Genomic DNA, 12,878 nt, shown 5'->3' with positions numbered 1-12,878 from the left:
TATTTTAATTATTCTCATTATATGGAATTCTCCTATAAAAAGCTACATTATTTTACGTAATTTTCAAATAACTTGTTTTTGAGCATTCTAATTTGTCCTCGATGACTAATTTCATCTTCTAGCACATGAAACCATAGATAGTGCTGGTTATATGCTACACCGTTAGGCCACTTTCTTTCTGACATGAGCCACTCATCACCTTGTTCACTTAAATACTTCAGAGATTCTTCTCGAACACTTTGTAGAAGTTGTACATAATACTTTATTTCATGACCACGGATTGCTCTACCCGCTTCCCCTAAATACAGTGCATCTTCCCATATTTCTAATTCTTCTTTTGTAAAGTCACGATCTTGAAATGAAATAAGCTGATGAACTTTTTCAATAGCTGCTATATGCTTTAATAAGGCGCCAATTGAATTTCCGCTGCTTTGCATAATTAAATCTAATTGCTCAACTGATAATTTTTTTACTTCGCCTAATGTTACAGCTCTCGTATGCTCAAGCAGGCTTACTAATTCCCCTATTTTTTTTGTATAACCATCTACACTTCTTATTCGATAATCTATATTCATATCACGCACCCCTTTCTGCATTCATATTATTGTAAAAATGATTCATATAATAGACTGAAATCTATCTAAATTTTCTGTTATAATTAATTTGAATAAAAATATACCCAAACAAACTTTCTCAATATGCTTATATGAAATATTAAAAGGAATCAATATAAAATAATCGAATCTTATTCACTAAAAGGAGTGGATTCGATGGAAATGTATCAATGGCTAACCGCTGTTCTCGTTGGTGGCATTACCGGCTTCGTTTCCCATCTAATCAATAACCAAGGTAAGTTATTGCTTCCACGCCGTTTGAAAACATTTTTTCATTTTGGATTTTTAACTGATATTTTTACTGGTAGCCTAGCCGCACTTCTTGGGCTCGTTTTATTCGATGTCACCTCAATAAAAGAAATTATAAAAGTATCCATTGTAACTGCTATTTCCGGTCAAACTTTTTTACTACATCAAGCTCTTGGTGGCGAACAGGCTAAAAATACGCAAATTGGGAAAGCTGATGAGAAGATTCAAGAAATTGACAAATTATTGCGACGTTAGTGTATACTTTCTTTTAAAATTATTGTTATAATGAGAAATAAATATTTTCTATTGCGTCGTTTGTCAGGAGAAAGGGTGTTTCGTATGACAAAAAAGAAAATAGAAGATTTCTTAACAAACTCCGAAAAAGAGGAACTGCTAGAAAACTATAAATGTTTACGAGAAGCCCGCACAAAAAGCGAAGCTAACTATTTTGGCGAAGCAGTAAACCATCTATTAAATAAAGCAAAACAACGAATTATAAAAGATGCAGGTATACATGATGAAAATGCTGCAACTGTTCAATCAAAGAGAAAAGCACTGTTTTAGCTACATTAGCTAAAACAGTGCTTTTTATTACAATACTTTTCACATTACTTTCACATCTATTTCACAAATATAAGTAGTCCGATATGCTAAACTAAGTATATCCTTTTCCAAGGAACTATATGCCGATATATAAATCCCTATCTTTATAGGGATTTTTATTTTTTGATTCCTCATAACTTTGTTACAATACATTTCTTCTACTATCTCTATACTTTTAGTAACCACTTTAATTAAAAGCACATTCATGTATTCACACTCTTATTAATTCTGATTTGCGAAATATTTATACAAGCTTTATGATACAATTCCTGTTTCACTATTTTCAGTAAGTTTTTCACTTTTTCTAAACAAAAATAAAGCTCCTATATATAGTAACGCAGTAAAACTACCTATAAGTATAAAATTGTGAGATGTCGCAAATAACATTCCAGCTATTGCCGCACCAATCATTTGACCAATATACATAGAAGCATTTGCAAGCGCGGCTCCTGTTCCTCTTGCTACACTAGACATGTTTTGTAAGTGCCTCATCATTAATACAAACAAAATTCCTGTCACAAAAAATAAAACAAAGAAAAAGTATTCAACAACAATAAGACTCTTTAAATAGGGAAGTATTACATGCGACAGAGCCATATAAAAAAACATCTCATATGAATATGAGATGTTTTTTTATATGGCTATTCTTTTAATAAATCTATTAATCCATTCCCTTCAGATGTACGTTCGTACCCTAAAGGTACAGTTCTTTTAATGAGTTGTGCATATATTTCCGGCTCCGATAACTTTCGACCGTATTCTTTCTCACACTGTTTAATGAGCAAGGCGAGCGCTCCAGCAACATGCGGCGTCGCCATGGAAGTTCCACTTAACACAGCATATTTTCCTTCTGGATACGTAGATAATATTTCATCACCTGGCGCTACTAGATCAATTTCTTGATTTGAATTACTAAAACATGCAATCTTCCGCTCTAAATTAACGGCACCAACTTCAATTACCTCGGAGTACGCACCCGGAAAGTCTAGTTCCTCTGTTTCATCATCGCAATCTCCATTATTTCCAGCAGCACATACAACGAGAACATCCTGCTTTACCGCATTTTGAATTGCTTCATGTAATTCTGGAACATCTTGCGGACCACCAAGTGACATTGAAATAATTCTCACTTTCTCTTGATTCGGCCCTCTCCAATTTACAGCATAATGAATTGCCTCAATAATTTGCTCATAACTTCCAGAACCATCTCCCGCTAAAACTTTTAATACTAACATTTTAGCAAGTGGTGCAACTCCTAATACACCGACACCATTTTCAGTCGCGGCAATCGTTCCCGCAACATGAGTACCATGTCCGTTATTATCAAGATACACATTTGGATCAGCTTCATAATCTTTTGTGAAATTTCTTCCGCCGATAATACGATCTTTTAAATCTATATGATTAGTATCACACCCTGTATCTAATACGGCAACGACTACATCTTGCCCCTTCACACTCTTTTCCCATACTTGCGGAGCGTGAATCAGTTGTACACCTGGTGGAATTTCATTTACTTGTTCTACCACCTTATTTACGGTAAACGGAATCAATTGTATACCTTTTTGTTTATTCACTGTACTACTCATCGTAATCCCTCCTGAAAATGTATTATTTTCATTTCAGACCACTTTTGAATACGTGTAAATGTAACATTCGTTTTATTCTTTTTGTTTTCCTTCTTTTCAAATATTTCTCAACATCATTTACTACCTCTATAATACTTCTTTATTTTCCCTATGATTTGTAGGAAGTAACAACCCGAGTCGTTCAACTAATAACCAAAATAAGAGGACCAATTAATGGTCCTCTTACAGTCTTTTAAAAGAATGATATGTATTTGAAAAATAATATAAATTAAGACTAAACCTCACTCTTGTTTAAAAACTTTTCTATTTCTTTTACTAAATATTCCGCTCCCTCTATGCCAACTGTAATATTTCCATTTGCTAATGTAATATTCTGCCCTGAAACATCACCTGTGATTTGGCAAGCATTGTAAGGTTGATATTTTTGTAAAATGATTTTATCTGCTTCTACAAAAATTTCAAGCGGTGATTTGATTTGTATTCCCAATACATCGCGTAATTCTTTAGGGATAACAATTCGTCCTAATTCGTCTACTTTTCGAATAACTCCTGTTGCTTTCATATTTCTCCCCCCTTACTCTCTATTAATTTTTTCACCTCGCTTTTTCCATTTTATCACTTTTTGACAATACTTGCCTCTTTTTAGAAAATTTTGTACTCGAGTTAAAAAAACACATTTAATGCATACGTAATCTCTCTTTCAATTGTTTTACATAACGGGATCTTATAAGTAAGAAGTATACAACTTGAATAACTATGAAAATACTTAATACAACTGTATTTTCTTTAAACAATGAGTACTCAAACATTTGCCCTAACGCCGTTAAGGCTACTGCTCCATGTAATGTTGCAACACCAATTGGAACGAAGAATAAAAGCGCCAATCGAATTGTAACTACCTTCGATAATTCCCTACTTGTCAATCCAACTTTACGAATCATTTCGAACAAACGAACATCATCCTCCAAATCGGAGAATAAACGGAAGTAAAGGAAACTTCCTGCGCAAACGAAAAATACTATACCAATAAAGAAACCTACAAATAAAATCGGTCCTGCAATTTGTAAACTTTGGTTTTGCTCGTACTCTTCCGCACTAAACGTTGAATATTCTTGATACGGTTTAATTTGATGCGTAAGCTCTTTACCAATTTCAATCTCATCTTTCGTTCTTTCAGTTTTATACATATAATCTTTTGTCTCTATAAACCCATCTTGTAATGAATCATATTGATTATTAGAGATTACATAAACATTTCCTCTTAATATTTTCCCCAATGAAGATGAAGTAACTTTTTTCACTTTTAAATTTTCATTCATATTAGGTAAAGTAATTTCTTTTCTTTCTTTCATCGTTGGCCCTGGTATATTAGCTGACAAAAATACAACTTCTTTATTTGCTACAGTATTAAATGGTTCTCCTGTTAACTTTGCATATTTCTTATAGTCTGATTCTTTTATAAAAATGGCGCTTCTTAACGACTGTTCCTCCGTTTTCTTTGTTGAAATATTAGTTTTTGAAGCTGCTATACTATGTTTCTTTAATCCTTTGTCAATCATTTGTATATGCTGTGATTCGTTACTATTCCCTTGCTTAGAATGGTAATGAAACGAAATCGGTCTCTCCATTATCCCTTTCGTCATGGATGCGAAGCCAACTAATGTCCCTATTGCGGAAAATGCTACAGTAGAAATAATGGTTACAATAAAGAACATTCTTGCGTTATCTCTCATGCGATACGCTAAATCTGATAACGTAATAATATTAGTCTGTGTCCAATAGAAACGTTTACTTTTTTTACATAATCGAATAATAAAGACACTCAGCTGCTTGTACAACAAATACGTCCCAATAATAACTACCGTTGTAACAGGAATCATCATAATAAATACCATTGCTCCATGTGATAGAAGAGCTCCTACATAGCCAGCACTAAGCAATACTACTGCTAATATGGAAGAAATGATTGATGCTTTCGGTTCCGGTTTCGCCTCTGCCGATCCTCTAAACAACTTCATAATCTTATTTTTACGAATCATTCCTGCACTAAACAATGATATGATCATAAATAAAATAAAAAACATAATACTCGTTACAACAATTGCTTTCATCGGTATGTAATAGGATAAGGAGATATCTAGTTTCAATATCATCGGAGCGACAAATAGTAATCCCCCTGAAAATAACATACCTGAAAGAATACCAAAAATAATTGCCCCTATTCCAATCATAATATTTTCAAAAAAGATCAGACGCTTTAATTGATATTTCGTCATACCTAGCATCATTAAAATTCCTAGTTCACGCTTTCTCGTTTTTAAAAACATTCCCATCGAATATAAAATAAAGAAGAATGTAAATAAGTAAATAATAGACTGTGCAAAAGACATACTTACGAATACGTACTGACCTAATTCTCCTGCACTTAATGCCGGATGAAACGCAAAAAATGAATACACAAAAAAGGCCATAATTGCAAATGCACTACTCAAAAAATAGGCTGAGTATGTCCGTCTATTTCGGGTTACATTCCGATATGCTAGTTCTCTAATGTTCATATTACTTCTCCGCCCTTCTACTATCTATGTTTTTATATTAGTAAAGTGCGGAAATACCTTCCATCGATTCAAATGACAAAAACCTTACATTTTTGAAAGGTTTAAAAAATTGCTTATACGTAGTACTTTATTTATAATGACTACATTCATATTCATACACACATCCTATTGTATATTCGTTAATTTTGCGAAATAATAAAGGATAGAAGTATGTACCATTATACATATAAACTTAATTACCGCTTTAATATGAATAGGAGGAAACATAATGACATTACAAGAACAGATTATGAAAGCATTACATGTTCAGCCTGTAATTGATCCAAAAATTGAAATTCGTAAACGAGTTGATTTCTTAAAGGATTATGTAAAAAAAACAGGTGCAAAAGGATTTGTACTTGGTATTAGCGGCGGACAAGACTCTACATTAGCAGGACGCTTAGCACAACTTGCAGTTGAAGAAATTCGTAACGAAGGTGGTAATGCAACGTTTATCGCAGTGCGTCTTCCTTATAAAGTACAAAAAGATGAAGATGATGCACAATTAGCATTACAATTCATTCAAGCAGATCAATCTGTTGCATTTGATATTGCTTCAACTGTTGATGCTTTTTCAAATCAATATGAAAACTTATTGGGTGAATCATTAACAGATTTCAATAAAGGTAACGTGAAAGCACGTATCCGTATGGTTACTCAATATGCAATTGGTGGACAAAAAGGGCTACTTGTTATCGGAACAGATCACGCTGCAGAAGCTGTAACAGGGTTCTTTACAAAATTCGGAGATGGTGGTGCAGATTTATTACCATTAACGGGATTAACGAAGCGCCAAGGACGTGCATTATTACAAGAGTTAGGTGCAGACGAGCGACTTTACTTAAAAATGCCAACAGCTGATTTATTAGATGAAAAACCAGGTCAAGCTGATGAAACAGAGTTAGGTATTACTTATGATCAATTAGATGATTATTTAGAAGGTAAAGCAGTTCCAGCTGACGTTGCAGAGAAAATTGAAAAACGTTACACAGTGAGTGAGCATAAAAGACAAGTACCAGCGTCAATGTTTGATGATTGGTGGAAATAAATGAAACATAAAAAAGAAGCTAATCTTCATTTAGCTTCTTTTTTATATGTTAACGATATACCCCTACTCTTTTCTCCAATAAATCTTGCAGGCAATCTTCATGTTGTTTACAAAATAACGGTGGCATGTCGTCTAACGGGAAAAACTTCAAATCCAGCGTTTCATCACCATCTACTTTTTTGTCACCTCCAACTATTGAGAAAGAAAAGAACATCACAATTGACTGAGCCTTGTCTCCATTTGGATATGATTGAAAATATTTTGTATACACTCCAATAAGCTCATTTATTTCTACATCATACCCGGTTTCTTCTTTTATTTCTCGGATTGCAGTTTCCGCAGCTGATTCTCCTATCTCCATTGCACCACCTGGAAATCCCCAAGCGTTAAAGTCTCCTCTTTTTTGCAGTAATACTTCTCCTTCTTTATTAAATACACAACCACCGGCAAAGTTTAAGAAAACATAATCATGTCCTACTTTTTCACGTAATTCTTTTATATAATTGGCCATTCTCTTTCCCCTTTTCATACCTCTTCTATCGCTATTTCTTATCTTTTTCAAGCAATTCAATGATTCGATCTAGCTTCTGGTTCATATTAATCACGTGGTGTTTCTTTGCAGCACTGCTTTGTAATACTCTTCTAATAAACAAAGTAAATGATATGAAAAACAAAACGATAAGTCCGATTACTAAACAAGTATATATCAATGTAAAAATATTACTTTCGAACAAGTTCATTCCACATTCACATCCTTATCCATTTATTCTATCACACAATTCTTAATATTCAAAAGCAATCAATTAATAAAAAAAGCACCTTTTACAGATGCTTTTTCCCATTGCTTAATACGTAAATGTAATTGTCGCTAATGAATAACCCGCCAATGCACTGTAAGGCGCTACTTGATAAGACACACGCTTTGCACCTTTTGGCCAATTTATTTCATTTAATACTTTCTTTATATCTTGCATCGTTCCATCCATGGACTGCTTATATCGCACTTCTACTTTTTCTGGCTTGGCTGCAAACTGTTGCTGCAACTTTTTCTTAAATTCATTATAATTTTCTGCTCCGTATTCTGCAGATAAGTATTGTAAATTTGTTTCTTTTAACATCTGCTCATATACGACAGTTTTTGAGCTACCAGCTTTTATTTTATTTGTTAATTCACCAAAATAACTTGTAGTTGCCGCTGGATATTTGCTACGATCCCATTCATGATCTTTACTTAACTGTTCGTCAGACATATTAAAATATGAGTAAGTTACACGCCCTGCTTTATCTGGTACTGGATCATCAAATGTAGTATCTAGGTGATACCATTTGTTTTCAATGTTCACTAAATTCCACGCGTGAGCTTGTCCATTTCCTGTGCCTGTTACAATATGATTTTGAATACCTGCCTCTTTTAACAACTCATACGTTAATAATGTATATCCTTGGCAAACGGCAGAACGATTCGCTAATGCTTCATATGCTGTATACGCTTGATAAGACGTATCATAAGACACATGCTTAACAACGTAATCGTGAATAGCTTTTACTTTCTCATGCTCATCCATCCCTGGTTTTACAATTGATCCAACAATTGATTTCGCCTGAGCTTTTACATATTGAGTTTGTTCTTTTGATTCACGGTATTTTACTTGCAGTGTAAACGTATAGTCCCCTGGCATTCCTTTAATGGAATATCTAGTAGACGCTACATTATATTTTACATACTCATCAGCATCTACAATTTTATTAAACTCACCATACAATTGATCCATAATATTTCTAGCATTTCTATCTTTTGTTTTATATGTGATTGTAATATTTTCTTCTCGATTATCAATCTGTTTTTTTAATTCTTTTCTGAAATCATCTAATAACTTTACATCTGATTGTGCTGTCACTGTAGTCGGATTTGTAGCTGCATAAGATACAGATGACGCTTGTAAGCCTCCCATTACTATAGTTGAACAAAGTGCGGCAGCTGTCACATACTTACTTGTCTTTCCCATCTTGTCACTCCTTATATTCTATAACTATACGAAAAAGTATCGTATAGTTTCAGAGTATACAATACTTTTTCGTATAGGTCATATGAGATTATGCATATTAACTAATTCACATAAAAAGGTTGTTCTTTTTAAAAGAACAACCTTTTTTCATTAGCATGTTTGTAATACGCAGCATGTATTTTCAAAACGTTGATTTTTCAAATCTTCATTACTAATACAGAAATATAGCATCCCTAGTTCTCCCCAAACCATATTACAATTTTTATGATCTGAATCAATTTGGAATAAAAGAGTCATTTGCTGCGGGTCTACTCCCATATATTCTCCCGTCTCATATAACACTTCTTCTTGTACAGAGAATGGCTCACCAAACATTTGATGGTTATCGTAGTTATCCGGAATTAGCTCTTCAAGTAATTGCAAGAAACGATCTGAATCAGCCTCATCTTCAATGAAAAGTTCTGGTAATTTGTATGTCAGTTCAAAAGTAATTGCACACTGGTTATATTTCGCTTGTACTTCATTTCCTCTTCGTAATTGCTCTACAGGAACATCATAATAAAGTACACCCCCAGCCTCTGTTAGCTTGACATTTTCTTCAAAATAATTTTCAATGCAAAAGAAATACAGCATCCCCGCCTTAGGAAGATTGTGATCCATACCAACGTTTTGTAAATCACTTAAGTTAAATTGCGCGATAAATTGTAGTGGATTTCCTTTATGCTTTGGATATTCAAATAAAGCTGGTAAATCAGGAACTCCTCCCATTTTCGAACTACCTATCGCAACAGTTTCCTGCTGCTTTGGCACAACTTTTATACAAGGAAATACAGTATTAATAAGTTCCTCTTTCAAGTGTGTTAGTTCATATTTATCAATTAATACTTCAATTTTTTTATTCATAAATTCTCCTTATATTTACATACTTATTTATATCATAGTACAAAGATTATACTTCATTCTTTACAAAATCAACAAGCCTCCAAAAAACGGGCTTATCCTTCGTACGCGAACAAGTTTAAAAAAGCATACTATACATTGTTCCTACAAACACGATAGTTCTTTAGTTCTTCCAGTACATTTTCCCCTCGTTCATTTTTATTTTTAATATAAGGAGGAATTCCACATGGGTTACGGATATAGTTGCGGCGGTTACGGTTACGGCGGTAGCTGTGGTGGTTGTGGTTACGGAGGTTTCGCTTTATTAATCGTTTTATTCATCCTTCTAATCATCATCGGAGCTAGCTGTTGGGGCGGCTTTGTAGGCTGCTAGTAAACTTAAAAACCATTGTAAAAAAGCACGTACAATACGTGCTTTTTTGCCATTTCCAAATCTTTTATTTGAAAGGAAGTATGTTTAATGAAGATTGATGGTGTTTTTGAAGGAGGCGGTGTGCGCGGTATTGCGCATGTTGGGGCAATTTGCGCGTTAGCCGAAAAAGGTTATGAATGGGAACGTGTAGCTGGAACATCAGCTGGTGCAATTATCGCGGCACTTTTAGCTGCAGGATATTCTTGTTCAGAGCTAAAAACCATTATAACTGATATCGATTATAACAAATTTACGAAGAAAACCTTTATTGACAAAATCCCCTTTATCGGAAAAGGACTAAGTGCATGGACTACTCTAGGTATATACTCTAATGTATTTATAGAAGAATGGATTGAAGAATTACTTCGAAAAAAAGGTGTTCATTTATTTACTGATTTACCGGATCTAAACAAACTCAAAATCATCGCTTCTGATATTAGTAATGGTAAAATGGTTGTCTTTCCTGACGACTTACCAAACTATGGATTTTTAAATTATCGCTTCTCTATCGCTAAAGCGGTAAGAATGAGTAGTACAATCCCCTTCTTCTTTGAACCCGTAAAATGGAGAACTCCAAAATGGAAGCAGCCTTGTTATATGGTTGACGGAGGAATTCTAAGTAATTATCCAATTTGGATCTTCGATTCACCTACCGCTCCTCGCTGGCCGACTTTCGGATTTCATTTTGTAAAAGATGAGATTCAAGCTGACCCTGCTCACTATAACGAGCCTATTTCTATGTTCAAAGGACTATTTAAAACAATGATGCAAGCTCATGATTTACGTCATTTAGATAAGGAATCAAAAGCAAGAACGATTACAATTCCAACAGGAACGATTACAAGTACTAATTTTGAACTGACGAAGGAAGAAAAAGACTGGCTTTACAATTCTGGTTATAACTCTGCTAATAAATTTTTACAAGCATGGAACTTTAGGCAATATATTGATGAGTATAGAAAAGGAAATCAAGACCGAAAGACAAATCGATTTTTTCGTCAACTTGACTCATAATATTATTACTTTGCGTATAAATACGAGAACGTTTAACAACTTAATAGTAAATAAGCCTAGTAAATTCTTATATTACTAGACTTATTTACTTCCTATATAATCTCATACATTGTTTAAGGATACGTTAAGCCTTCGGCTTCTTCTGCAGTTATAACTATGTAACGATTTCCCGTTCTTAATCCTAACAGTTCTGCTTTTTCAATCGCCTCTTGCTTCGTCTCCGCATAAGCAGCTAAATATTTTTCTCCATTGATCATTTGGCAAATTACATATTGTTTCATTACTTTCTCCTCTTACTTTTTCATTAGTTGTGCAAGTTTTTTTATACCTATTTCAATTTCTTCTAACGTTGCGTATGAATACGATAGGCGCAAAAATTGATTTGCACTTCTATCATATAAAGTACCTGGGTTTAATAAAACCTTTTCTTGCAGAGCTTTATCAAATAAACTGCGATATGAAATGGGTACTTTTATATGTACCCATATATAAAACCCGCCTGTTGGTTCATGCCAAGTTGCTATTTCACGAAGATATTTATCTAACATTAGTAACATAAAATCTCTTCGTTTTTTCAATTCACTTCTTACAAATCGCAAATGCTCATCATATAGACCATTTGTAAACCACTCTGCTGCAATTTGCTGGGATATAGTGCTTGAACCATAATCTGTTTGCATCTTTATGTCTGACAATCTTTGAATTACTGGCTCGGGTCCAACAATCCATCCAATTCTTAAACCTGGACTAATTACTTTGGACATGCTTCCAATATGTAGTACGATTCCATTTTTATCATAGGCTTTTAAAGGTTTCGAACTAGGTGCATCAAACCATAAGTCTTGATACACTGCGTCCTCTATAATAGGTAATCCAATTTCATTACATATTTCCATCACTTCTATTCGTTTCTTCGCATTCATACTAAAGTTCGTTGGATTATGAAAAGACGGGATTGTATATAAAATAGAGGCATTAAATTGCTTCTTATATTTCTTAATATATGATGTATGTAACCCGCTTTCATCCATTGGGATTCCAATTAAACGTACTCCTGCTGATTGAAAAACATTAAGCGAATATAAATAGGATGGTTTCTCTAATAAGATTGATGCCCCTTTCGAAAGAAGCCCCATAGAAATAAGTTGCAGCGCTTGAATTGCTCCTGAAACAATTAATATAGAGTCAGGAGATACATATACGCCATGCTCCTTTAAGTATTCGGAAATCTTTTCCCTTAAATAAAGATTTCCTTTCGGCTCTTCATACCCAAGCGTCACATTTGACTTTAAAAGGTTATTCATAATTTCTTTCATCTTTTTCTCAGGTAAGAGACTCGGCGCGAGCTCACCTGTTCCTAACCGAATTACATGTGGGTAAAATTCAGCTTGATTAATCTCTTGAATAGCTGGGAGATTCGGATAATGAAGTCCTGTTTCTACATAAGACTGCCAATTAGGCGGGGGTGCGTAAGTTGAAACATTCTCATTATTATTTACAACAATTGTTCCTTTCCTGCCATTCCCTTCAATATATCCCTTCGCAACTAGTTCATCGAAAGCCATTACAATTGTGCTTCGATTCACACCAAATGTATGGGCCAAATCTCTTTGTGAAGGTAATTTCGTTCCAACGGTCCATTCTCCATTAACGATCCTTTCTTTTATATACGTTTCTATTTGTTTATACAGCGGCGTCGCTAGAGACATATCCGGTTTCCAAACGAATCTTTCCATCATATCACCTTATATTCTTTTTGGTTGGTAACCTCCCCAACCATATGGATGGATACAAATTTTCATTTCTTCTATACAATATACACTATCATAATGAATTAAAATAGGAG

Annotated in this window: 16 protein-coding genes and 1 pseudogene; 5 read left to right on the top strand and 12 right to left on the bottom strand. The window is 34.1% G+C overall.

Annotated features, from left to right (window positions below; genetic code table 11):
* Nucleotides 1-47 precede the first annotated feature (47 nt).
* Nucleotides 48-575, bottom strand: coding sequence for a DinB family protein (locus tag BHV55_RS10105; protein ID WP_070757520.1), 528 nt, complete (start codon nucleotides 573-575; stop codon nucleotides 48-50).
* A gap of 195 nt (nucleotides 576-770) precedes the next feature.
* Here BHV55_RS10105 and BHV55_RS10100 point away from each other — a divergent pair, with 195 nt between their 5' ends.
* Nucleotides 771-1,118: a DUF4257 domain-containing protein gene (locus BHV55_RS10100; protein WP_070757522.1), complete on the top strand. Its 348-nt coding sequence runs from the start codon at nucleotides 771-773 to the stop codon at nucleotides 1,116-1,118.
* A gap of 84 nt (nucleotides 1,119-1,202) precedes the next feature.
* Nucleotides 1,203-1,427, top strand: a complete 225-nt coding sequence (locus tag BHV55_RS10095; protein WP_000162602.1) for a hypothetical protein — start codon at nucleotides 1,203-1,205, stop codon at nucleotides 1,425-1,427.
* A gap of 39 nt (nucleotides 1,428-1,466) precedes the next feature.
* On the opposite strand, the gene BHV55_RS27735 is transcribed toward BHV55_RS10095, so the two are convergent.
* The 5 genes and pseudogenes from BHV55_RS27735 to BHV55_RS10070 form a co-directional block, all read right to left on the bottom strand.
* Entirely contained in the window at nucleotides 1,467-1,673 is a 207-nt protein-coding gene (locus BHV55_RS27735) for a hypothetical protein (RefSeq protein WP_001101741.1), read from the bottom strand.
* A 48-nt stretch (nucleotides 1,674-1,721) separates the two neighbouring features.
* A pseudogene (locus BHV55_RS10085) lies at nucleotides 1,722-2,051 on the bottom strand (MFS transporter permease); the annotation flags it as partial.
* A 56-nt stretch (nucleotides 2,052-2,107) separates the two neighbouring features.
* Nucleotides 2,108-3,055, bottom strand: coding sequence for a serine protease (locus BHV55_RS10080; protein ID WP_000099756.1), 948 nt, complete (start codon nucleotides 3,053-3,055; stop codon nucleotides 2,108-2,110).
* Nucleotides 3,056-3,329: 274 nt separating this feature from the next.
* The gene (locus tag BHV55_RS10075) at nucleotides 3,330-3,617 is read right to left on the bottom strand and encodes an AbrB/MazE/SpoVT family DNA-binding domain-containing protein (protein ID WP_000648325.1); all 288 of its coding nucleotides are present in this window, start codon (nucleotides 3,615-3,617) and stop codon (nucleotides 3,330-3,332) included.
* A 115-nt stretch (nucleotides 3,618-3,732) separates the two neighbouring features.
* Complete coding sequence (locus BHV55_RS10070) at nucleotides 3,733-5,613, bottom strand: FtsX-like permease family protein (RefSeq protein WP_070757525.1); 1,881 nt, start codon at nucleotides 5,611-5,613, stop codon at nucleotides 3,733-3,735.
* Nucleotides 5,614-5,881: 268 nt separating this feature from the next.
* Between BHV55_RS10070 and nadE the strand changes: the two genes are divergently transcribed.
* Nucleotides 5,882-6,700, top strand: coding sequence for an ammonia-dependent NAD(+) synthetase (gene nadE / locus BHV55_RS10065; RefSeq protein WP_000174891.1), 819 nt, complete (start codon nucleotides 5,882-5,884; stop codon nucleotides 6,698-6,700).
* 49 nt (nucleotides 6,701-6,749) lie between these two features.
* Here nadE and BHV55_RS10060 read toward each other — a convergent pair whose 3' ends face one another.
* The 4 genes from BHV55_RS10060 to BHV55_RS10045 all read right to left on the bottom strand — a co-directional run bounded on the left by BHV55_RS10060 (nucleotide 6,750) and on the right by BHV55_RS10045 (nucleotide 9,609).
* Nucleotides 6,750-7,211 carry an NUDIX hydrolase gene (locus BHV55_RS10060; RefSeq protein WP_000024999.1) on the bottom strand — a complete coding sequence of 154 codons (462 nt, stop codon included), beginning with the start codon at nucleotides 7,209-7,211 and terminating at the stop codon, nucleotides 6,750-6,752.
* Between the two features lie 31 nt (nucleotides 7,212-7,242).
* A complete protein-coding gene (locus BHV55_RS10055) occupies nucleotides 7,243-7,440 on the bottom strand; it encodes a DUF4083 domain-containing protein (protein ID WP_001048102.1) in 198 nt (65 codons plus the stop codon).
* Between the two features lie 105 nt (nucleotides 7,441-7,545).
* Nucleotides 7,546-8,706, bottom strand: coding sequence for a transglutaminase domain-containing protein (locus BHV55_RS10050; RefSeq protein WP_070757527.1), 1,161 nt, complete (start codon nucleotides 8,704-8,706; stop codon nucleotides 7,546-7,548).
* A gap of 150 nt (nucleotides 8,707-8,856) precedes the next feature.
* Entirely contained in the window at nucleotides 8,857-9,609 is a 753-nt protein-coding gene (locus BHV55_RS10045; RefSeq protein WP_070757529.1) for a YwqG family protein, read from the bottom strand.
* A gap of 223 nt (nucleotides 9,610-9,832) precedes the next feature.
* Between BHV55_RS10045 and BHV55_RS10040 the strand changes: the two genes are divergently transcribed.
* The gene (locus tag BHV55_RS10040) at nucleotides 9,833-9,979 is read left to right on the top strand and encodes a YjcZ family sporulation protein (RefSeq protein WP_000540425.1); all 147 of its coding nucleotides are present in this window, start codon (nucleotides 9,833-9,835) and stop codon (nucleotides 9,977-9,979) included.
* An 87-nt stretch (nucleotides 9,980-10,066) separates the two neighbouring features.
* Nucleotides 10,067-11,032: a patatin-like phospholipase family protein gene (locus BHV55_RS10035; RefSeq protein WP_000686789.1), complete on the top strand. Its 966-nt coding sequence runs from the start codon at nucleotides 10,067-10,069 to the stop codon at nucleotides 11,030-11,032.
* A 113-nt stretch (nucleotides 11,033-11,145) separates the two neighbouring features.
* Here the strand turns inward: BHV55_RS10035 and BHV55_RS10030 are convergent, their stop codons facing one another.
* Nucleotides 11,146-11,313 (bottom strand): DUF3933 family protein, encoded by a 168-nt coding sequence (locus BHV55_RS10030; protein ID WP_000816389.1) that lies wholly within the window; start codon nucleotides 11,311-11,313, stop codon nucleotides 11,146-11,148.
* 12 nt (nucleotides 11,314-11,325) lie between these two features.
* Nucleotides 11,326-12,768: an aminotransferase-like domain-containing protein gene (locus BHV55_RS10025; protein ID WP_000439399.1), complete on the bottom strand. Its 1,443-nt coding sequence runs from the start codon at nucleotides 12,766-12,768 to the stop codon at nucleotides 11,326-11,328.
* Between the last annotated feature and the right edge of the window lie 110 nt (nucleotides 12,769-12,878).

This window comes from Bacillus sp. RZ2MS9, from assembly GCF_001816185.2.
In the GTDB taxonomy this organism is placed as follows: Bacteria; Bacillota; Bacilli; order Bacillales; family Bacillaceae_G; genus Bacillus_A; species Bacillus_A cereus.
This window is presented reverse-complemented; position numbering and strand designations above follow the sequence as displayed.